Source organism: Pacificispira sp. (genome assembly GCF_965228185.1).
Classification (GTDB): Bacteria; Pseudomonadota; Alphaproteobacteria; order UBA8366; family Aestuariispiraceae; genus Pacificispira.
Genome location: NZ_CBDDHE010000003.1, coordinates 597,349 through 617,299 on the forward strand (window position 1 = coordinate 597,349; position 19,951 = coordinate 617,299).

A 19,951-nucleotide genomic window follows, 5' to 3' on the forward strand; every position below is an offset into this window, starting at 1 on the left:
CTAAATCCCCGGCGCGGCAAGGGCCGGGATTATGGGATAGAGAAGAAGCAGGATAGGCGACGGATGAGCAACGAGGTCAAGATTCTCGTCGGGACGATGACCGGCACGGCGGAACTGGTGGCGGATGAAATCGTCGATGTTCTGGAAGACAAGGGCGCGGATGTCGAGGTCCTGTTGATGGACAATCTGAAGCCGGACGCGCTGACGACCGGCCCGCTCTATATCATCTGCACGTCGACCTATGGCCAGGGCGATATTCCCGACAACGCGCAAGATTTCTACGAAGCGCTGGAAGCGGCGGCTCCGGACCTGTCCGGCCTGCATTACGGGGTCTTCGCGCTGGGCGACCGCACCTATATGCAGACCTTCTGTTTCGGCGGTAAGAAATTCGACGAGCTGTTCGCGAAACTGGGTGCCAAGCGCCTGGGCGATCGGCGCGAACACGACGCGTCGTCCGGCGAACTGCCGGAAGACGTCGCAGCAGAATGGGCCGAGGAATGGTACGAGGGCAGCCTCGCCGCCGCCTGAGTTCGATCCGACCTATCCAGCCAATCGCGCTTTCCGGGGGTAGCGATGACGCCAGACGACTTTTCCAAGCTGTTGAACGATGTGTCCGAGACGATCGGCGCCAGACCCCTGGACGCCGAACTGGACGCGTTCCTGAACGAAACATATCCCGGCGACGGCGATGTCGTCGCGAAGATCGAGGATGCCTGCAAGACCGGGATTGCCGAGGGCTGGCTGTGCCAGAACGAACATGGCGGCATCCGCTTCGGGCGCCCGATCAAACCGTCCTTGGCACAGCACAATTTCTCGGTCGACTTGGTCGTCATGGACGATTGCAAGGGGCCACACCACGCCCATCCGACGGGCGAGATCGATCTGATCCTGCCGGTGGAAGGCGATGCCACCTTCGACGGTCGGGGCCGGGGTTGGCTGGTCTACGGTCCGGGCACCGCGCACTATCCGACGGTCACCGGCGGGAAGGCGATTGTCCTGTATCTGTTGCCCAACGGCGAAATCGAGTTCACGCGGTCCAAGAAGAGCTGAACAGGCTCCCCCACCGCAGCCAAATTTCAGACGTTCCTGTTAGGGAGGGAGCACCATGGCCGGCCATTCCGCCGCAGACGACCTTTACAATGCCGCAGATGATTTGATCCTCCGGAACCTGGAGGCAGGTCGGGGCGACAAGCCCGCCTTCATCGATCATTCCGGCGCGTATAGCTATGCCGATCTGAACGGCCGTGTCAGCCGCTTCGCCAACCTGCTGCGCGATCGCGGCGTGCGGATGGAAGAACGCGTGCTGATGTGCATGCTGGACACGATCGATTGGCCGACCTGCTTTCTGGGGGCAATCCGCGCCGGCGCCGTGCCGATCCCGGTCAATACAAGGCTGACCTCCGAAGACTACGATTTCATGCTGGAGGACAGCCGGGCGCGCGTTCTGGTCGTGTCCGAGCAATTGCTGGACGCCTTCCTGCCGCATATCGGGAACCATCCCCTCTTGGAAACCGTAATCGTCTCCGGTGCGGACGGGAAGGGCTATGCGCTTCTGGCGGATTTGCTGAAAGGCCAGCCGGACCAGGCGGAAACCGCGCCGACCCGCAAGGGCGACATGTGCTTCTGGCTCTATACGTCCGGGACGACGGGCAAGCCGAAGGGCGCAGTGCATCTGCACACCCATCTTATCGAAACGGCGAACCTTTATGCGATCCCGACCCTGGGGATCAAAGAGGACGATGTTTGTTTCTCGGCCGCGAAACTGTTCTTCGCCTATGGTCTTGGGAATGGACTGACCTTCCCGATGGCGGTCGGCGCGACGACGATCCTGCTGGCCGGGCCGCCCGATCCCAAATCGGTTTGCCAGATCATCCGCGAACACAAGCCGACCATCTTCTACGGCGTGCCCACCCTGTATGGCATGTTGCTGGCCTCGGGCGAATTGCCCGGGCCCGGCGACCACGCCATGCGCCTCGCGACCTCCGCCGGGGAGGCCCTGCCGGCCGATCTGCTGCGCCGGTTTAAGGAGGCGACGGGGGTCGATATTCTGGACGGCCTCGGGTCTACCGAGATGCTGCACATCTTCCTTTCGAACCGGGTCGGCGACATTACGCCCGGCGCATCGGGCCGGCCGGTGCCGGGTTATGAGCTGCGCCTTGTCGCCGATGATGGTTCGGTCATCGAAGGGGCCGGCGAAATGGGGATGCTGGAAGTATCCGGACCGACATCGGCGATCATGTATTGGAACCAGCGGGACAAGAGCCGCGACACGTTCCAGGGCCAATGGACCCGTACGGGCGACAAATACATCCGCGATGAGAATGGCGTATATGCCCATGCCGGCCGGTCGGACGATATGCTGAAGGTCGGCGGCATCTACGTGTCCCCGGTGGAAGTCGAAAGCGCCATCGTGCGGCACGAGAAAGTGCTGGAAGTCGCCGTCGTCGGCCATCCCGACAAGGATGGTCTGATCAAACCGAAGGCCTTCATCGTGCCGCGTGACGGTGTCGTGACGGATGCGGCGCTGGCCGATGAGATCAAGGCCTTCGTGAAGGCGGAACTGGCCGGATACAAGTACCCGCGCTGGATCGAGTTCATCGGCGAATTGCCGAAAACCGCGACTGGTAAGATTCAGCGGTTCAAGCTGCGGGACGCCGAATGACGCCCGAAGTTTTCTTCGAGGAGGTCACCGGCCATCGTCTCGAATGCGCATGGTACGCGCCGCGTCTCGAAGGCCCGGCCCTGGTCGTTCTGCATGAAGGCCTAGGCTCCGTTGCCATGTGGCGGGATTTCCCCGCGCAATTGGCGGAACGTACGGGGCGCGGCGTTCTGGTCTATTCACGGTATGGCTATGGCCGGTCGACGCCCTGTACGACCCATCCGGTCGGCGACAGATACATGCACCGCGAGGCATTGGAAGCGCTGCCGGAACTGCTTGACCGACGCGGGCTGGAGCGGCCGATTCTGGTCGGACATTCGGATGGCGGGTCCATCGCATTGATCCATGCCGGCGGCGCGGGGCGACCGGTCGGTGGGGTTGTCACCCTGGCCGCCCATGTCTTCAACGAGGACGTTTGCGTCGCATCGATCGAACAGGCCAAGAAGGCTTTCGAGACCACGGATCTGAAGGACAAGCTTGGCCGGTATCACGACGATCCGGAAGGGGCGTTCTGGCTGTGGAACCAGGCTTGGCTGGCGCCCAGTTTCCGGGATTGGAATATCGAGGAATATCTGCCCGGCATCACTTGCCCGGTTATGGCAATTCAGGGTGCACAGGACGAATACGGGACCGGGGCGCAGATCGAGGCGATCGGCGGACAGGTTGCCGGGTCCTGTGAAACCCTTATCCTGCCGGACTGCCGCCATTCCCCGCACCGGGACCAGCCCGAACGGACGGTGGATCTGATCGCGGATTTCGCCGCGGCCATCGCCTGAACGCCCCGTATCGGCCAAGATGCAAGGACCCGAATGACCTCCATCTCAATAAAGTCCCAACCGATCCACCATCCCTGGGATGGCCCGCCCGAAACCGGCGGCATGATCGAGGTCGCGCCGGGTGTCCACTGGCTGCGCATGCCTTTGCCGATCTCGCTGGATCACATCAACCTGTGGCTGATCGAAGACGGCGACAAATGGGTTGTGGTTGATACCGGGTTCGGGACCGACCAAACCTGCGACCTGTGGCGTCAGACCTTTGACGGCCCCGCCAAGGATCGGCATCCGGGGCGGCTGATCTGCACCCATCACCATCCGGACCATTTCGGACAGGCCGGGTGGTTGAACAGGACCTACGGCATTCCATGCCTGATGACGGAAAAGGAATGGTTGGTCGGGACGCTGTTGGTGATGTTGAGCAACGATGCCTTCGCCAACGGGCAGGACAGTTTCTACATTCGCCATGGCGTCCCGGACGATGTGCGGGGGCGCCTGCATGCCGTCGGCAATGAATACCGCAATTGCGTCCACGAGCCGCCCCATGGCTTCACCCGTATCCGGGATGGGGAGGAGTTGATCATCGGCGGCCGGGTCTGGCGTGTCATGGCACTGGAAGGGCACAGCGAAAACCTCGCGGCCTTATACTGTCCGGACCTGCACGTTCTGATCGCGGGCGATCAGGTGCTGCCGAAGATCAGTCCGAATATTTCCATCCATTGGTTCAAGGACGGTTCCGAACCGTTGAGCGACTTCCTGAACAGTCTGGAACGGATCGCGGAGACGTTGCCGGAAGACACCTTGGTCCTGCCATCGCACAAGCTGCCCTTTGTCGGTCTGCACCGGCGCATTGCGGATCTGCAGGCGCATCATCGCGACCGGCTGGGTGAATTGATCGAGGCGCTGGCGGACGGCGTACCGCGGGACGCATGGCAGTTGATGCCCACGATCTTCCCGCGCGCCATTGGCGACGATCATGTCATGTTCGCCCTGGGCGAGAGCGTCGCCCATCTGGATCATCTGGCGGCGCTGGGCCGGATCCGGAAGGAATGCACGGACGGAAAGATCCTGTATCGGAGATTGGCTGAATGACCGGTCGCTACCTGGAAGACTACACGGTCGGCGAAGTGATCGTCGCGCCGCCCGTTCGTTTTGATGAGGATTACATCGTCGGTTTCGCCAAGGAATACGACCCTCAAGGCATCCATATCGACAAGGACTACGCCGAGAGCGGCCCGTTCGGCGGCCTGATTGCCAGCGGATTCCAGACCGTCGCCGCCAGTTTCGCGTCCTTTCTGCGCATGGGCCTGTTTGTCGATGTTTCGCTGGCCGGGCCCGGCATGGATGAAATCCGCTGGGTTCGACCGGTTCGCCCCGGCGACTCGCTGACACCCCATGTTACAGTTGCCGAGGCGCGGCGGTCGCGTTCCAAGCCGGACCGGGGCATTCTGCACCTGTCCTGGGATGTTCGTAATCAGGACGGTGACACGGTCCTGACCATGTCCTCCATGACAATGATCAAGACGCGCCATGCCGAATAACCCCTACCGCCACGTCTTTCAGTCGATTCAGGTCGGGACGCATACGCTGCCCAACCGCATCGTCATGGGATCGATGCATACCGGCTTGGAGGAACGGGACGACGGGGTAGAGCGGCTGGCCGCCTTTTATGGCGAACGCGCGGAACAGGGCTGTGCCCTGATCGTTACCGGCGGATTCTCGGTGAACGAGGCCGGGAAGTTGAACGCCCATGCCGCCAGTTTCGATACGCCGGAAATGGCCGAGGCGCACCGGCCGGTGCCTGCCGCGGTCCATGCCCATGGCGGTCGCATCCTGTTGCAGCTGCTGCATGCCGGGCGCTACAGCTATCATTCCAAACTGGTCGCGCCGTCGCCGATCCGCGCGCCGATCAACAAGAATACGCCGCGCGAAATGACGGATCAGGAGATCGAACAGACGGTCCAGGATTTCGTGACATCGTCGGTACTGGCGCGGGACGCGGGGTATGACGGTGTCGAAATCATGGGGTCCGAAGGCTACTTGATCAACGAGTTCACGGCGCCTTGTACCAACCACCGCACCGACCGCTGGGGCGGGTCGTTCGAGAACCGCATCCGGTTTCCGCTGGAGATCGTGAAAGCCGTGCGCGCCGCGCTGGGGCCGGACTTCATCATCATGTACCGGTTGTCGGTCCTGGACATCGTCGATGGGGGAAGCCCTTTGTCCGAAGTGCGGGATCTGGCACAGCGGATTGAGGATGCGGGTGCGGATGTGATCAATTCCGGCATCGGCTGGCATGAGGCGCGGGTGCCGACCATCGCCCAGGCCGTGCCGCGCGCAGGCTTTGCCTGGGCGACGGCGCGGGTGCGCGACGCTTTGAAAGCGATCCCGATCGTCGCGGTGAACCGAATCAACGCCCCAGAGACCGCTGAAGCGATCCTTGCGAAGGGCGAGGCCGACATGGTCAGCATGGCGCGGCCCTTCCTGGCCGATCCGGCTTTCGTGTCGAAATCGGCATCCGGCCGCGCCGACCGGATCAATACCTGCATTGCCTGCAACCAGGCCTGCCTGGACAATTACTTCGAAGGCAAGGTGTCGTCCTGCCTGGTCAATCCGCGCGCCTGTAATGAAACCCTGATGGGCCTTCCGCCAGCGAAACAGGCGAAGAAGGTGGCCGTCGTCGGGGCCGGACCGGCGGGCCTGTCGGCGGCGGAAACCCTGGCGGCGAGGGGGCATGCGGTCACGCTGTTCGAAGGCAACGGCCATATCGGCGGCCAGTTCGCGCTGGCGCGTGCGATCCCGGGCAAGCAGGAGTTCGACGAGACCCTGCGCTATTTCTCCATCCGGCTGGCGGATTTGTCGGTCGATCTGAAGCTGAACACCCGCGTGACGGCGGAGGGGTTGAAACGGTTCGACGCAGTCGTGCTCGCGACCGGCGTCGTGCCGCGTATCCCGGATATCGATGGCGTCGATCATCCCAGCGTCATGACCTATGCCGACCTTTTGTCCGGCGCGCGCGATCCCGGCATGCGGGTCGCGGTGGTCGGGGCCGGCGGCATCGGCGTCGACGTTTCCGTCTTCCTGGCGGAGGAGAAATCGGACTCCCACATGGATCCGGTGGCTTTTCGCCGGCATTGGGGCGTCGATGAACCGGCGGAAAACCCGCCGCCACCGCGAGAAATCACGCTGCTGCAGCGCCGCCCCGGCAAGATGGGAATCGGCCCGGGCCGGACGACCGGCTGGGTGCACCGGTTGACCCTGGGCAAGGCGCGGGTCGAAATGATTCCGGAAGTGACCTACGAGCGTATCGACGACCGGGGCCTGACGATCTCGGCGGGGGGAGAACGGCGCGTGATCGCCTGCGATTCCATCGTCCTCTGCGCGGGGCAGGAATCGGTGACCGACCTTCAGGCACCGCTGACGGCGATGGGGCTGCCGGTGCATGTGATCGGCGGGGCCAAGCTGGCCGCAGAGGTCGATGCCGAACGCGCGATCCGCGAAGGCATGATGGTGGCGCTGGAAGTCTAACCGTCAGGTGGCGGCGGCTGCGCTGAATCGCCGGCAAACTTGCGGTAGGCCAACGGCGCGGCGATCACGACATAGATGATGCGTACCACGTGATGGGTTGCGACGAAGGCCACGTCGACCCCCAGTGCCAGGGCGACAAGGCTCATTTCCGCGAGGCCGCCCGGCGCATAGGCCAGCACGGCGCTTTCGACCGGAATATCCCCGGCAACATGGACGATCAGCGCGAAGGCGCCGGTGACGGCCAGCAGGATCGCGGTAGATCCGACGCTCATAAGAATAACGCGCAGGACCTCGGCGCGCGCCGTGCCCGCGAAGCGGCAGCCGATGATGGTGCCCATGACCCATTGCGCCGTATTCACGATCAGCATCGGCGGCTGCGCGGACGTAACCCCGCTGAGATGCAGGGTCGCGCTGGCAATCATCGGTCCTACCAGCATGGGGGCGGGAATTTTCAGCTTCTTGGCGATCGGCAGGCCCAGGGTGCAAAGCCCTAGCAGCACGTAGTCCCGCAAGGCTACATCGCCTAACCCCACGCCGAAGCGTGACCGGTCCGTCATGTCGATTTCCGAGGTCAGCCGGAAAAGGACCGGGATGGTCAGGACGGTCAGCAGGACGCGGCTGGCATGGGTCAGGACGATGCGCCGGTCGTCGCCGCCCATCTCTTTCCCGACGATCATCATTTCGTTCAGCCCGCCCGGCATGGCCGCGAAATAGGCGGTGGGCCGGTCGTAACCCGCGATGCGTCGGAAAAAGGGATAGCAGCAGGCGCCGCCGACGGCGACATAGACCGCCAGCAGGCTGAGACTGATCGCCCATTGTCCGGCTCGGTCCAGCATTTCCGGCGTGAAGCCGGAACCCAGCATGACGCCCAGCACGGTGACCATCAACGGCCGCAGCGGCATCGGTCCCTTCACCGGCGCGCCGAAGACCGACGCGATGGTGCAGACGATCATCGGCCCCAGCATCCAGGGCAGGGGAATCGTCAGCTTGTCGGCAACAAAACCGCCGGCCGCCCCCAGACCGAGCGCAAGCGCGATCTTGGGCAGGGAATCCAGGGAAGGCAGGGTCATGAACGCGGTATCTCTCGGGCCAGGCGCACCGCGGTTTGCCCGGGCGCGGCGCCATGGGTCGGCATGATCAGGACGCAATTGTCATAGGGCGTCAGGATAGGCCTATCGCCGTCCATGGCAATCCGCGTTCCGGCCCGGTCGATGGATTCCAGACCCTGGAAATCGGCTGCGAATGTGAAATTGTGCGTTACCACCGTCACCACATCCGTCACCTGCAGCACCATCTGGCGCGGAGCAGGCGGTACGGCGCCTTTCAACATGCCGAGGTGGCGCAGGAAGCGTCTGGTAATATCCCTGGCGCAATCGACGGTCGCCCGCTGCCAATGCTGGCCGCATTCCACCAGTAGGGATGTCGGGCCGGGGCCGGCGCCCGCGAACGGGGTGTAGTCGCGCATACGACGGCCTTCCACATGACCTGCGTCCTGGACGATCGCCGCCGGTGCGCCCAGCGCCTGGGCGAGGTCCAAGGACCGTTCCGACAGTCCAGTAAGGCTCATCGGCGCGGAATAGCTGCTGGTCGAATGCAGATCCAGGAGATAGTCGACCTCGTGCAGCAAGGGCCTGATCGCGCGGGCGCGGCGCAGTTCGATACTGTCGCCGGGACCGTCCAGCCGATCTTCCGTCCAGACCCGGTTGAAATCCTCGTCCGCGAAGCGCGATCCCTCGGGGGTCCGGCAACTGAATCCCTCATAGGCCTCGACGTTCATGAAGGCCAGGAACAGACGGCCCTTCGCAGGTCGAAACCGGCAGCGCAGCAACTCGTCCAGAATGATCGCGCCGCACAGTTCATTGCCATGGACGACCGCGGAGATCATCGCGGTCGGGCCATCGGCATCGCCTTCCAGGACTTGAACGAAGGGGCTTCCGGTCGCGCCGGACTGATAGGATGCGATATCCGGGGGGTCGATTGCGACCCGGGGGTCTTTGCGGAAATCCATGACCCGAAGAGTAGAGCCCGCCCAATGGGCTTACCACTAGGCGGCTCAGGCAATCAGTTGTGACCCATTGTTGAAAAAGGAGGCGGCTATCGGGGCACTTCCTCCGGGAAGTATCGAAGCAAGGTCAGGATCGGATTCGGCGCCGCCTGGCCCAGGCCGCAGATGGACGCGTCCATCATCGTCTTCGACAATTGTTCCAGCAGGGGCACGTCCCATTTCGCCAGTTCCATCAGCTTGACGGCCTTCTCCGTCCCGACGCGACAAGGCGTGCATTGACCGCAGCTTTCATCCTCGAAGAATTTCATCAGGTTCAACGCGACCGCGGGCATGTCGTCCTGGTCGGACAGGATGACAACCGCCGCCGATCCGATGAAACAGCCATGCGGCTGCAGCGTGTCGAAATCCAGCGGGATGTCGTCCATGCTGGCCGGCAGAATGCCGCCGGACGCGCCGCCGGGCAGGTATCCCTTGAAGACGTGGCCGTCGGCCATGCCGCCGCAATAGTCTTCGATCAATTGCCGGATGGTGATGCCGGCCGGGGCCAGCTTGACGCCCGGTTCCTTCACGCGGCCGGACACCGAGAAACTGCGCAGGCCCTTGCGGCCGTTCGCGCCGTGACCGGCAAACCAATCGGCGCCCTTGGTCAGGATTTCCGGGACCCAGTACAGGCTCTCCACATTGTTGACCAGGGTCGGCCGGCCGAAGATCCCGTCCTGGGCGACGAAGGGCGGGCGGTGCCGGGGCAGGCCGCGCTTGCCTTCGATGGATTCGATCATCGCGCTTTCTTCGCCGCAGATATAGGCGCCGGCGCCGCGGCGCAGGACGATCTTGACGTGATCGGACAGGCCTGCCGCCTCGACCTTCGCGATTTCGCGCTTCAGGACGTCGATAATGTCCGGGTACTCGTCGCGCATATAGACATAGACGGTTTCCGCCTCGACCGCCCAGGCGCCGATCAGCATGCCTTCCAGAAACTGGTGCGGGCGCCGCGCCAGATAGTGATGATCCTTGATCGTACCCGGCTCGCCTTCATCGCCATTGACCGCCATCAGTCGCGGCTTGGCTTCCATGCGGACGAACTTCCACTTGCGGCCGGTCGGGAAGCCTGCGCCACCCAGACCGCGCAGATTGGCGCCTTCCAGCGTCTCGATGATCCTTTCGACTGGGGTTTCGCCGCTCAGACAGGCTTTCAGGCGCGCATAGCCGCCCTCAGCCGTATAGGCGTCGAAATCCTGATAGTCCGGGATCACTGCATGGGTGTCGCGGGTCTCGATGGCGGCCTTCAATGTGTCGAAACTGGCATGCACATGATGCTTGTGCCCGACCTCCGCGACCGGTGCCTGGTGGCAGCGGCCCATGCAGGGCGCGCGCAGGATACGGACATCGTCACCGGCCCATTCCTGCAAGTCGCCCATCAGTTTCTGCGCCCCCAGCATCTCGCAGGTCAGGGAATCGCAAACCCGCACCGTCAGTTCGGGCGGGGCCGGGTCGTCTTCCATCACCAGATCGAAATGCGCGTAGAAACTGGCGACTTCGAAAACTTCCGCCATGGCCATGTTCATTTCGTCCGCTAACGCCAGCAGATGACGGGCGTGCAGACATCCGAAACGATCCTGAATCAGGTGCAGATGTTCGATCAGCAGATCGCGGTCGCGCGGCGCGTCGCCCAAAAGATCGGCGACTTCCCGCAATGCATCCGGATCGGTCTGCCGGCCTTTCGGATGCGGTGTCGTCTTGCGACGGCCGAAGCCAGGGCTCCGGAATTGGCGGACGCGGGTATCGCCGTCGGGCATAGAGACTCTCCTGCCAGTATCGAGAACGCACAGAGTGACGACATGGGGGCGGCAGGTAAACCTGTTCCCTCATGCAAAAAGGAGTCGACCGCGACGGATCGAATCCCGTGCCGATTTTTAACGGAAGGTAGGACGGCCGTTCTGGCCGTTAAACGTCAATCTCTGCGTCCGCCGCGACCAGCCCGATGACGGCAGTGTCGATCAGCACCTTCCCCCGGTCTTCGAAATTGACGGTCACCCGGGTTCCGACGCAGGATTGGACTTGTCCGATCCCCCAGTCCGGTGCATCGGGATGGCGGACATAGGCACCGGGCACGAGGCCCTGTTCGCCCGTATAATCGGTGATCATGGGTTTACTCGCTCCTCACGCTCAATCCGACGATCTGATTGTGCAGTGCAACAAATCATGCGTCGATTCGAATGAAGAGGCCAGAAAAAATGACGTTCGGTTCCGATATGCCCGCAGTTGCCCCTGACTCGCCAGCCCATACACCCAGTCTTGAATCGGCCCTGGCGGATTTGATCGCTTCCCGGATTGCGCATGAGGTCGTCGGACCCGTCGGGGCGATTTCCAATGGTTTGGAACTGATGGAGGAGTTGGGGGCCGACGCTGGAGAAGACGCCCTGAAACTGGTCGCGGACAGCGCACGTCAGGCTGCCGCGCGCCTGCAATTCTATCGCATGGCTTATGGCCGGTCCGGATTTGGGGTCACCAACATGGCCCAATTGCGGGCGGCGGCCACTGCGTTCTTTGATGATGCCCCGCATCACGATCTGTCCTGGCCGTTACCGCCGGTTCTCCCGACGCTCGGGGACGGGGCAGGGCGCATCCTTCTCATCCTGACGGAATTGGCGAAAGAGTGCCTCGTGCGGGGCGGTACGATCCGGGTAACGGTATCGGACAGCACTGTGCAGGTCGCCGCCGACGGCAAAGATTCTCATATGGAGGCGGCCCTGGCCGATGCGATCGCCGGCCGCACGGCCACCGCCGACCTTTCACCGCGCACCGTCCATGGCGCTTTGGCCGGAATTTTCGCCCGCGACAACGGATATGTCATCGCTGTGAAAGAACAGGGCGGAACTGTCACTTTGTCGCTTTCGCGAGGCGATGGTTAAATTCTTTCTTAACCTTTACCGGACTACCTTTCGACTGCATGATTACGAAAGCCTGGATTCGGGGCGTATAAGGTTAGGGACTGGAGACACCGTATGGACGATCTTCTCAGCGAATTCTTGACGGAAACGGCGGAGAGCATGGATGTGCTCGACACCGAATTGATCAAGCTGGAGCAGAATCCAAACGATCAGGCGATCCTGTCCAATATTTTCCGACTGGTTCACACCATCAAGGGCACCTGTGGGTTCCTCGGCCTGCCGAGGTTGGAAGCGGTTGCGCACGCGTCCGAGAACGTCCTGGGCCGGATCCGTGACGGCGAACTCGACGTCTCGCCGGCAGCCGTGTCGCTGGTCCTTGAATCCCTCGACCAGATCAAGCTGATCCTGAAAGGCTTGGAACAGACCGAGGCGGAGCCGGAAGGCGACGACACGGATCTCATTCAACGTCTGAACCATCTTGCGGAAACCGGCGAGGTCCCGGGCGCCGATAATGCGCCGGCCGCCGCGGCCACCTCCGACAATACCGACGAAGAGGACGCTGCCGCCGCAGCCGCGATGGAAGCGGAAGCCAGCAAGACCGCCGTCGGCAGCGCCGCCTTTGACGCGATGCTGAATTCCGACGAGGTCGCCGAGGATTCCCCCGAACTTCAGGCCGCGTTCGACAACGCCGTCTACAAGGGCCCGGGGGATCCCATGGCCGGCAAGAAGGCGGCGGACAGCGGCAGCGAGCCCGCGTCGGAGCCGGAAGCGGAGCCGGAAAAAGCCAACCTGCCTGCGCCCGCACCGGCCACCGCGCCCGCCGCGAAGGAAGCCAAAGCCGCCGAAGGCGCGCCGCCCGCCGAGAAGAAGGAAGGGGCCGGGGTCATTCAGACCATCCGCGTGAACGTGGATCTTCTGGAAAACCTGATGACCATGGTCTCGGAACTGGTGCTGACCCGTAACCAGCTGCTGCAGATCCTGCGGTCCCAGGGCGACAGCGAGTTCAATGCGCCGCTGCAGCGCCTGTCCCATGTGACCTCTGAACTGCAGGAAGGGGTCATGAAGACCCGCATGCAGCCGATCGGGAACGCCTGGGCCAAGCTGCCGCGTATTGTCCGCGACCTGTCGCTTGAACTGGACAAGAAAATCGATCTGCAGATGATCGGCGCCGAGACGGAACTGGACCGTCAGGTGTTGGAGATCATCAAAGATCCGCTGACCCATATGGTCCGCAATTCCGCCGACCACGGCATCGAAATGCCAGCGCAACGTGTCGCCTCGGGTAAGCAGGAAACCGGTACAATCACCCTGAATGCCTTCCACGAAGGCGGCCACATCCTGATCGAAATCAAGGATGACGGCAAAGGGCTCGCCGCCGACAAGATCAAGGCAAAGGCGATCAGCAATGGCCTGGCCACCGAGGCCGAGCTGGACCAGATGAGCGAGCATCAGATTCAGCAGTTCATCTTCGCCGCCGGCTTCTCCACCGCAGCCCAGGTCACCTCCGTTTCCGGCCGCGGCGTCGGCATGGATGTGGTGAAAAGCAATATCGACAAGATCGGCGGCACCGTCGAATTGAAGTCGATCGAAGGTAAGGGCACGACCTTCACCATCAAGATCCCGCTGACGCTGGCGATCGTGTCGGCCCTGATCGTGGAATGCGGCGCCGAACGTTTCGCCATTCCGCAGATCAGCGTTGTCGAACTGGTCCGCGCGTCGGCCGATGCCGAACACAAGATCGAAATGATCCATGGCACGCCGGTCCTGCGTCTGCGCAACCGTCTGTTGCCGCTGGTCAATCTGCGCAAGCTTCTGGACGTCGAAGGCGCCGAGGACATGACCGATCTGGACGAGGCGTTCATCGTCGTCAGCCAGGTCGGCGCCTATACATTCGGCATCATCGTCGACAAGATCTACGACGCCGAAGAAATCGTCGTGAAGCCGGTTTCGTCGCTGGTGCGGCATATCCCGATCTTTGCGGGGAACACCATTTTGGGCGACGGCAGCGTGATCATGATCTTGGACCCGAACGGTATTGCGCAATCGACCGGCGAAATTCAGGTCGCCGAACAGCAGGCGCTGGAGACGGCCGATGCCCGCGCGAACCAGGGGCAGGAGCGTGTCGCCCTGTTGTTGTTCCGCGCCGACGGCAAACAGCCGAAGGCGGTGCCGCTGGCGCTGGTCGCACGCCTGGAGGAAATCAATTTCGACGAAGTCGAATATTCCAACGGCCGGGCCATGGTGCAGTATCGCGGGTCGCTCATGCCGCTGGTGCCGGTCAACCCCAACGAAAAATTCCCGGAGACCGGCAAGAAGCCGACCCTGGTCTTCTCCGATCGGTCGCGATCCATGGGGCTGGTCGTCGACGAGATTCTGGACATTGTCGAAGACCGCCTGACCGTCGAACACGGCGCGACGCGCGACGGTTTCGTGGGCAGCGCGATCGTCAACGGCCATGCGACCGAAATCATCGACACGGCGCATTATCTGACGGTTGCCTTCCCGGATTGGTTCGGCCGCGAGAAAGGCGGCGCGCTGGAAACCAACACAAGCCAGAAACAGCGCATTCTGCTGGTCGACGACAGCGCCTTTTTCCGCAACTTGCTGTCGCCGATGCTGTCGGCTGCCGGCTATGCGGTCACTTCGGTCGACAGTGCGGAAGCGGCGCTGAAACTTCAGGCACGCGGTGCGAATTTCGACGCCATCATCTCGGATATCGAAATGCCCGGCATGAATGGTTTCGAACTGGTTGAGGAACTGCGCGGCGGCGGCCGGTGGTCTGACCTTCCGATCGTTGCTATGTCATCGCACACGACCCAGGGAGATCTGGAGCGCGGCCATGAGGTTGGATTTACGGACTATGTCGCGAAGCATGACCGGGACGGCCTGCTGCAGGCGCTGTCGGAGACCTTGAGCGACGGGTTCGTGAGACAGGCCGGCTGACGTCACGGCGTCCTTGCGACCGGTAGAGGCGACGGCTAATCTCGGATGGGATCAGTCGGCATCGCCGGGCGCAAACTCGGGCCTGCGGCGGATCAAAGTGTTTGAATTCGGTTAGTGTTCAGTGGGGTAGAACAATGAAATCCTGCATTGTCGTCGACGATTCCCGCGTCATCCGTATGGTGGCGCGAAAGATCCTCGAGGAACTCGGTTTCGAGGTCATCGAAGCGGAAGACGGCCAAATGGCGCTCGACGCGTGCAAGAAGTCGATGCCGGACGGCGTTCTTCTCGACTGGAACATGCCCGTGATGGACGGACTGCAATTCCTCAAGGAGTTGCGCAAACTGCCCAATGGTAGTGACCCGAAAGTGGTGTTCTGTACTACCGAAAACGACCTGAATCACATTCAGGAAGCGATTTCGGCGGGTGCGGACGAATACATCATGAAACCGTTCGACAGCGAGATCGTATCCTCGAAATTTGCACAGGTGGGGCTTCTTTGAATGAGCAGCCTGGGCGCATCGCAAGCAGCAGCGGGGGCCAGTAGCGCCGACCCGATCCGCGTCATGGTGGTGGATGATGCGCTTGTGATCCGTGGTATGTTGAGCCGGATGCTGGAAGAGGCGGGCGACATCTCCGTCGTCGCCTCTGCCGGGGATGGCGAGCGCGCCCTGGCGCAGTTGAAGCGCAATCCGGTCGAAGTCGTCGTGCTGGACATTGAGATGCCGAACATGGATGGCATCGAGGCCCTGCCCAAAATCGTGTCAGAGCATCCGAATACTCAGGTCGTCATGGCGTCGACCCTGACCAAGCGGAATGCCGAAATATCGCTGAAGGCGATGGAGCTTGGCGCCGCCGATTACGTGACGAAGCCGGGGTCGACCGGTGAATTGCGTTCTGCCGATGAGTTCAAGCGAGAACTGGTCGAGAAAGTCCGTTCGCTCGGCAAAGCCGCGCGCCGTCGTGCCGGCCGCTTGGCGCCGAAGTCAACGACGTTCCGCGCCGATCCGGCCCGATCGACCGCCGCCGTGCCGCTGCAGGCAAAGGGGCGCGAGATCGTCCTGCGTCCTTTGAAGCCGTTCCGTCCGGATGCGCTCGCCATCGGCAGTTCCACCGGTGGGCCGCAGGCGCTGATGCGGGTTCTCAAGGATCTTGGGGAGGTGCGTCAGCCGATTTTTATCACGCAGCACATGCCGCCGACTTTCACCACGATCCTGGCCGAACATATCGGCCGCAGCACGGGTCGCAAATGCGTCGAGGGCGCGACGGGCATGGCGGTCGAAAGCGGCGGCATCTATCTGGCCCCGGGCGAACGTCATATGCTGATCCGGTCGTCCGGTGGCCGCACGGTGATCGAACTGACTGAAGACCCGCCTGAAAACTTCTGCCGGCCGGCGGTCGATCCGATGCTGCGCAGCTTGTCGGCGGTTTATGGGGCGAAACTGTTGGTAACGATCCTGACCGGTATGGGCTCCGATGGCGTCAAGGGCGGCAAAGTCTGCATTGACGCCGGGGCGCAGGTTCTGGCACAGGACGAGGCGACGAGCGTCGTTTGGGGTATGCCGGGGGCGGCGGCCGCAGCGGGAATATGCGGAGCGGTTTTGCCGCTCGAGAAGATCGGCCAGGAGATTCGTCGTTTCGCGGTCGACGGAGGACGGCCATGAAGATCGAAGATTTCGATATGCTTGCAACGCTGCTGAAGCAGCGTTCGGGATTGGTGTTGACCAAGGACAAGGCGTATCTTCTGGAAACGCGTCTGATGCCTGTCGCGCGCAAGCATGGCATGAAGGATCTGGATCAGCTTTGCGACGCCGTTCGGCTGCGCAAGGACGCCAAGGTCATCGCCGATATCACCGAGGCGATGACAACGAACGAATCCCTGTTCTTCCGCGATACCAAGCCGTTCGATCAGTTCCGCAACGTCGTGCTGCCGCAGTTGATGATCAACCGCGCCGCGACCCGCAAGATCCGGATTTGGAGCGCGGCCTGTTCCAGCGGTCAGGAACCCTATTCCCTGGCCATGATCCTGAAGGAAGATCAGGCCAAACTTCAGGGCTGGCGTTTCGAGATCGTCGCGACCGACATTTCCGAGGAGATGCTGGCAAAGGCGCGGGCAGGGATCTACACCCAGTTCGAAGTGCAGCGTGGCCTGCCGATCCAAATGCTGGTGAAGTATTTCAAGCAGAACGGTGACAAATGGCATATCGACGCCGGTTTGCGCTCGATGATCGACTACCGCCCGTTCAATCTGCTGGAACACCCCCGCGGACTTGGAAACTTCGACATCGTCTTCTGCCGTAACGTGCTGATCTATTTCGATCAACCGACCAAGGCGAAGGTCCTGGGCCAGGTCTCGGACGTCCTGGCGAAGGATGGCGTGCTTTATCTGGGCGGGGCGGAGACGGTGCTGGGCGTGACGGAAAAGTTCAAGCCGGTGCCCAACCTGCGCGGCATGTACCAGCATTCCGACGGCACGCCGGCGGTCAAGGTCGCCTGACGGCCGGCCTGAGCGTTATGCGCCTGGCCAATTCTCGATGAATGCCGATACGTCGGGCCGGGCCATCGGGCGCGGTGCCTCGCTGGGCGTCCCCAGGTAGACGAACCCAACCAGCTTATCCTTCGGCTGGAATCCGAGACCGGCGCGAACCGTTTCGTCGAAGGCAGGCCAACCGGTCAGCAGGATTGCGCCCCACCCGGCGGCCGGTGCGGCCAGCAGCAGGTTCTGCGTGGCGCAGGCCGCGGCCACTAGCTGCTCCTCAACCGGGACCTTCGGATGATTTTCCATGACGTCGACACCGACCGCGACGATCAGGGGGGACCGCAGCGGCTTTGAGCGGATCGTCGCGACGGTTTGGTCGTCTACCGCCGGGTCGCGCTTTCTCAGGGCGGTTTCGAACAGGTCCGACAGCTTGTGCCGGTCGTCTCCGCGAATAACCTTGAAGCGCCAGGGCCGGATTGCGCCGTGATCCGGGGCGCTCATGCAGGTCTGCAGCAATGCCGTCAATTGCGCGTCGTCCGGCGCGGGCTCGATCAGCATGTCTGCCTTGACCGAGCGTCGTTCGGAAATATGGGACAGCACCACCGACTTATTGCTCATTCAGCATCTCCAATTAAGAATCATTCGCAAAACCCTATTTGGGGTCCCTGACCCCGCGATCAAGGGTCAACGAAGATCGAACCCCTTGTTTCGAACAAACTGGCCGAAATCTGCGCGTTCTGGAACGGCGTATTGCCGCGCCTTGTCTTCCGACCAAGTATAAGGCTGGGTTTCCCCGAACCGATCCGCAAGCCGTTGGGTCCTGAAGGGATGCGTCTCGTTCCGTCGGGCGTCATAGGCGTCGACCGCGTCGCGAATGCCGTCTTCGGTGAACCGGTCGCGATGCAGCGTGTGGCTGAGCGGCAGCCGCGGACTGACGGGGGGCGCCGACGCCGGCCGGCCCAGAGCCAGCCCGCAGATCGGAAAGACATGCTCCGGCAGGCCGATCCGGTCCGAGATCGCGGTGGCATGGTTGCGTACCGCGCTGATCGGGCAACTCCCATATCCCAGCATTTCCGCGGCCAAGGTGAAGCCCGTCAGAGCGACAGCCGCGTCGACGGAGGCGTTGAAGAACGCATCCAGATGATCGTTTGCGAAATCGCGGCCTCGCCATTCGTGAACCTGCCGCTGCCGCCGGTTGTTCGCCAGAAACAGCAGGAAATGCGGGGCGTCCGCGATCCATGGCATGTCCGGGAACAACCCGTCCATCCATTTGCGCAGCGCCGCGTCCTCGACGAACAGGATATCGCGCTGCTGCAGGTCGCTTTTCGTCGGCGTCGATAGGGCTGCGGCGGCAAGGCTTTGCAGGATCTCGTCGGAAATCCGTTCGTCAGTGAACTTCCGGCAGGATCCCCGCGTCAGCATACCGGCGAGTGGGGCCGTATCTGCGGTCAGTGCCGGCCCGTCACCGAAACGCGCCCGGATCGGATCCTTGCTGTCAGTCATTGGCGGCGCGTCCTTTCGCATGAGACTTATGCCAGGGCAGAATCAGGGACATCAGGAACCCTGTGACGAAGCCACCGATATGGCTTTCGCCCGACACGGACATGCCGCCCGGCCCCGGCAGGAAGGAGAAAATCAGGTTGATGCCGAAAAAGGCGGCGATGAAGATCGTGCCCGACCGGCGATCGGAAAACGGATGCGGCACGAATTCGCGCCCGCGCCGCAAATAGACCATGCGGGACAGGGCCCCGACCAGGGCGGAGACTGCACCGGACGCGCCGACCAGATACAGTTCCCGCCCTTCATAGATCAGCATCACGGCCAGGGCCCCGCCGACCGCGCCCAGCGCATAGAGTGCCAGGAAGGTTCCGACCGGGACTTGCCGGGCGATCGGTGTTCCGAAGGCCAAAAGGAAGGCGCAATTGATCAGGACATGCATCCATCCGCCATGCATCAACGCATAGCCGATCCAGCGAATCCCGATGGTGATCGGATAAGCGTCGAAATAGGCCAGATCGGCCGGATTGAAGACGAGATACTGCAGCAGTTCATGAACCCACGGGTCCGGTCCGAATTGAACGAACAGAAACACCAACAATGTTGCGCCGATTGTCCACAGGACGATTTTGGGCGCGTTGAACATGGGGCGAGCGGGCGGCTGCGGGCCGCCGAAGGGGGAGGGATCGGTCATGCGGCTATAACTGGGCCTCTTGGGCGAGGCTGTCCAGATTCTCGTCGCGCAATTCATAGACCAGGGCTTCGGGCGACAGGGCTGCGCCGATCCGATCATAAAGGCGCCGTGCGGGATTGTCGCGATAGACCGCCAGACCGACGCAACGCTGGCCCTTTTTCTGCGCGTCAGAAGCGACCTGGGCCAGCATGCGCCGACCCAGCCCACCCGCCCGGTAGTTCGGGTCGACATACAAATCCAACAGCCAAGTCGCCATGGTGCCCGTGTCCGTATCGAAGAATTTCTGACACAGCGCATAGCCGACCGCGACGCCATCGGCCTCAGCCAGGTAGCCGACCATGAGGGGGTCGTTGCCGCTCATCAGCGGTTCAATCGCATCCGCGGTAAAGGCGGGCTCGTCGATGCCGAAATGTTGGTTCAGCGCATAAGCAAGGGCGGCCAGCGTGCCCGCGTCGGCCGGCACGGCGCGCCTGATGTCGATCATG

Annotated in this window: 20 protein-coding genes; 12 read left to right on the top strand and 8 right to left on the bottom strand. The window is 62.5% G+C overall.

Annotated features, from left to right (window positions below; genetic code table 11):
- Positions 1 to 63: 63 nt before the first annotated feature.
- From ACO06O_RS06455 to ACO06O_RS06485, 7 genes are read left to right on the top strand one after another with little or no spacing between them, the layout of a single operon-like run.
- Positions 64 to 528: a flavodoxin domain-containing protein gene (locus ACO06O_RS06455; RefSeq protein WP_420417219.1), complete on the top strand. Its 465-nt coding sequence runs from the start codon at positions 64 to 66 to the stop codon at positions 526 to 528.
- A gap of 45 nt (positions 529 to 573) precedes the next feature.
- Positions 574 to 1,050, top strand: coding sequence for a DUF4863 family protein (locus tag ACO06O_RS06460; protein ID WP_421877519.1), 477 nt, complete (start codon positions 574 to 576; stop codon positions 1,048 to 1,050).
- Positions 1,051 to 1,105: 55 nt separating this feature from the next.
- Positions 1,106 to 2,662 carry a benzoate-CoA ligase family protein gene (locus tag ACO06O_RS06465; protein WP_421877521.1) on the top strand — a complete coding sequence of 519 codons (1,557 nt, stop codon included), beginning with the start codon at positions 1,106 to 1,108 and terminating at the stop codon, positions 2,660 to 2,662.
- Positions 2,659 to 3,435, top strand: coding sequence for an alpha/beta fold hydrolase (locus ACO06O_RS06470; RefSeq protein ID WP_421877523.1), 777 nt, complete (start codon positions 2,659 to 2,661; stop codon positions 3,433 to 3,435). The genes ACO06O_RS06465 and ACO06O_RS06470 overlap by 4 nt, the downstream gene beginning before the upstream one ends.
- Before the next feature lie 33 nt (positions 3,436 to 3,468).
- The gene (locus ACO06O_RS06475) at positions 3,469 to 4,524 is read left to right on the top strand and encodes an MBL fold metallo-hydrolase (RefSeq protein WP_421877525.1); all 1,056 of its coding nucleotides are present in this window, start codon (positions 3,469 to 3,471) and stop codon (positions 4,522 to 4,524) included.
- Positions 4,521 to 4,973 (top strand): MaoC family dehydratase, encoded by a 453-nt coding sequence (locus ACO06O_RS06480; protein ID WP_421877527.1) that lies wholly within the window; start codon positions 4,521 to 4,523, stop codon positions 4,971 to 4,973. Before ACO06O_RS06475 ends, ACO06O_RS06480 begins: the two co-directional genes overlap by 4 nt.
- Positions 4,963 to 6,960, top strand: coding sequence for an FAD-dependent oxidoreductase (locus ACO06O_RS06485; RefSeq protein WP_421877529.1), 1,998 nt, complete (start codon positions 4,963 to 4,965; stop codon positions 6,958 to 6,960). The genes ACO06O_RS06480 and ACO06O_RS06485 overlap by 11 nt, the downstream gene beginning before the upstream one ends.
- Here ACO06O_RS06485 and ACO06O_RS06490 read toward each other — a convergent pair.
- The 4 genes from ACO06O_RS06490 to ACO06O_RS06505 form a co-directional block, all read right to left on the bottom strand.
- Positions 6,957 to 8,030: an AbrB family transcriptional regulator gene (locus ACO06O_RS06490; protein WP_421877531.1), complete on the bottom strand. Its 1,074-nt coding sequence runs from the start codon at positions 8,028 to 8,030 to the stop codon at positions 6,957 to 6,959. The two genes, ACO06O_RS06485 and ACO06O_RS06490, sit on opposite strands and share 4 nt — an antisense overlap.
- A complete protein-coding gene (locus ACO06O_RS06495) occupies positions 8,027 to 8,968 on the bottom strand; it encodes a succinylglutamate desuccinylase (RefSeq protein WP_421877533.1) in 942 nt (313 codons plus the stop codon). The genes ACO06O_RS06490 and ACO06O_RS06495 overlap by 4 nt, the downstream gene beginning before the upstream one ends.
- A gap of 86 nt (positions 8,969 to 9,054) precedes the next feature.
- A complete protein-coding gene (locus tag ACO06O_RS06500) occupies positions 9,055 to 10,761 on the bottom strand; it encodes an NADH-ubiquinone oxidoreductase-F iron-sulfur binding region domain-containing protein (protein ID WP_421877535.1) in 1,707 nt (568 codons plus the stop codon).
- Positions 10,762 to 10,909: 148 nt separating this feature from the next.
- Positions 10,910 to 11,110, bottom strand: coding sequence for a DUF3553 domain-containing protein (locus ACO06O_RS06505; RefSeq protein WP_420417209.1), 201 nt, complete (start codon positions 11,108 to 11,110; stop codon positions 10,910 to 10,912).
- A gap of 89 nt (positions 11,111 to 11,199) precedes the next feature.
- Between ACO06O_RS06505 and ACO06O_RS06510 the strand changes: the two genes are divergently transcribed.
- The 5 genes from ACO06O_RS06510 to ACO06O_RS06530 all read left to right on the top strand — a co-directional run bounded on the left by ACO06O_RS06510 (position 11,200) and on the right by ACO06O_RS06530 (position 17,293).
- Complete coding sequence (locus tag ACO06O_RS06510; protein WP_421877537.1) at positions 11,200 to 11,877, top strand: histidine phosphotransferase family protein; 678 nt, start codon at positions 11,200 to 11,202, stop codon at positions 11,875 to 11,877.
- Between the two features lie 93 nt (positions 11,878 to 11,970).
- On the top strand, positions 11,971 to 14,799 hold the full coding sequence (locus tag ACO06O_RS06515; RefSeq protein WP_421877539.1) for a hybrid sensor histidine kinase/response regulator: 2,829 nt from the start codon (positions 11,971 to 11,973) through the stop codon (positions 14,797 to 14,799).
- 134 nt (positions 14,800 to 14,933) lie between these two features.
- Positions 14,934 to 15,299, top strand: a complete 366-nt coding sequence (locus ACO06O_RS06520; RefSeq protein WP_421877541.1) for a response regulator — start codon at positions 14,934 to 14,936, stop codon at positions 15,297 to 15,299.
- Complete coding sequence (locus ACO06O_RS06525; protein WP_421877543.1) at positions 15,300 to 16,460, top strand: protein-glutamate methylesterase/protein-glutamine glutaminase; 1,161 nt, start codon at positions 15,300 to 15,302, stop codon at positions 16,458 to 16,460. It abuts the gene before it with no gap.
- Positions 16,457 to 17,293: a CheR family methyltransferase gene (locus tag ACO06O_RS06530; protein ID WP_420417204.1), complete on the top strand. Its 837-nt coding sequence runs from the start codon at positions 16,457 to 16,459 to the stop codon at positions 17,291 to 17,293. Before ACO06O_RS06525 ends, ACO06O_RS06530 begins: the two co-directional genes overlap by 4 nt.
- Positions 17,294 to 17,308: 15 nt before the next feature.
- On the opposite strand, the gene ACO06O_RS06535 is transcribed toward ACO06O_RS06530, so the two are convergent.
- The 4 genes from ACO06O_RS06535 to ACO06O_RS06550 all read right to left on the bottom strand — a co-directional run bounded on the left by ACO06O_RS06535 (position 17,309) and on the right by ACO06O_RS06550 (position 19,950).
- A complete protein-coding gene (locus tag ACO06O_RS06535) occupies positions 17,309 to 17,893 on the bottom strand; it encodes a nitroreductase family protein (RefSeq protein WP_421877545.1) in 585 nt (194 codons plus the stop codon).
- 66 nt (positions 17,894 to 17,959) lie between these two features.
- Positions 17,960 to 18,778, bottom strand: a complete 819-nt coding sequence (locus ACO06O_RS06540; RefSeq protein WP_421877547.1) for a nitroreductase family protein — start codon at positions 18,776 to 18,778, stop codon at positions 17,960 to 17,962.
- Entirely contained in the window at positions 18,771 to 19,466 is a 696-nt protein-coding gene (locus ACO06O_RS06545) for a rhomboid family intramembrane serine protease (protein WP_421877549.1), read from the bottom strand. Before ACO06O_RS06545 ends, ACO06O_RS06540 begins: the two co-directional genes overlap by 8 nt.
- A 4-nt stretch (positions 19,467 to 19,470) precedes the next feature.
- Complete coding sequence (locus ACO06O_RS06550; protein WP_421877551.1) at positions 19,471 to 19,950, bottom strand: GNAT family N-acetyltransferase; 480 nt, start codon at positions 19,948 to 19,950, stop codon at positions 19,471 to 19,473.
- Position 19,951 lies beyond the last annotated feature (1 nt).

Bases quoted from the DNA above. Each gene is read 5' to 3' on its own strand.
- ACO06O_RS06465 (WP_421877521.1), top strand. From the start codon at position 1,106: ATGGCCGGCCATTCCGCCGCAGACGACCTTTACAATGCCGCAGATGAT.
- ACO06O_RS06545 (WP_421877549.1), bottom strand. From the start codon at position 19,466: ATGACCGATCCCTCCCCCTTCGGCGGCCCGCAGCCGCCCGCTCGCCCC.
- ACO06O_RS06480 (WP_421877527.1), top strand. From the start codon at position 4,521: ATGACCGGTCGCTACCTGGAAGACTACACGGTCGGCGAAGTGATCGTC.
- ACO06O_RS06520 (WP_421877541.1), top strand. From the start codon at position 14,934: ATGAAATCCTGCATTGTCGTCGACGATTCCCGCGTCATCCGTATGGTG.
- ACO06O_RS06475 (WP_421877525.1), top strand. From the start codon at position 3,469: ATGACCTCCATCTCAATAAAGTCCCAACCGATCCACCATCCCTGGGAT.
- ACO06O_RS06500 (WP_421877535.1), bottom strand. From the start codon at position 10,761: ATGCCCGACGGCGATACCCGCGTCCGCCAATTCCGGAGCCCTGGCTTC.
- ACO06O_RS06455 (WP_420417219.1), top strand. From the start codon at position 64: ATGAGCAACGAGGTCAAGATTCTCGTCGGGACGATGACCGGCACGGCG.
- ACO06O_RS06515 (WP_421877539.1), top strand. From the start codon at position 11,971: ATGGACGATCTTCTCAGCGAATTCTTGACGGAAACGGCGGAGAGCATG.
- ACO06O_RS06485 (WP_421877529.1), top strand. From the start codon at position 4,963: ATGCCGAATAACCCCTACCGCCACGTCTTTCAGTCGATTCAGGTCGGG.
- ACO06O_RS06490 (WP_421877531.1), bottom strand. From the start codon at position 8,030: ATGACCCTGCCTTCCCTGGATTCCCTGCCCAAGATCGCGCTTGCGCTC.
- ACO06O_RS06505 (WP_420417209.1), bottom strand. From the start codon at position 11,110: ATGATCACCGATTATACGGGCGAACAGGGCCTCGTGCCCGGTGCCTAT.
- ACO06O_RS06470 (WP_421877523.1), top strand. From the start codon at position 2,659: ATGACGCCCGAAGTTTTCTTCGAGGAGGTCACCGGCCATCGTCTCGAA.
- ACO06O_RS06510 (WP_421877537.1), top strand. From the start codon at position 11,200: ATGACGTTCGGTTCCGATATGCCCGCAGTTGCCCCTGACTCGCCAGCC.
- ACO06O_RS06525 (WP_421877543.1), top strand. From the start codon at position 15,300: ATGAGCAGCCTGGGCGCATCGCAAGCAGCAGCGGGGGCCAGTAGCGCC.
- ACO06O_RS06535 (WP_421877545.1), bottom strand. From the start codon at position 17,893: ATGAGCAATAAGTCGGTGGTGCTGTCCCATATTTCCGAACGACGCTCG.
- ACO06O_RS06530 (WP_420417204.1), top strand. From the start codon at position 16,457: ATGAAGATCGAAGATTTCGATATGCTTGCAACGCTGCTGAAGCAGCGT.
- ACO06O_RS06540 (WP_421877547.1), bottom strand. From the start codon at position 18,778: ATGACTGACAGCAAGGATCCGATCCGGGCGCGTTTCGGTGACGGGCCG.
- ACO06O_RS06460 (WP_421877519.1), top strand. From the start codon at position 574: ATGACGCCAGACGACTTTTCCAAGCTGTTGAACGATGTGTCCGAGACG.
- ACO06O_RS06495 (WP_421877533.1), bottom strand. From the start codon at position 8,968: ATGGATTTCCGCAAAGACCCCCGGGTCGCAATCGACCCCCCGGATATC.
- ACO06O_RS06550 (WP_421877551.1), bottom strand. From the start codon at position 19,950: ATGATCGACATCAGGCGCGCCGTGCCGGCCGACGCGGGCACGCTGGCC.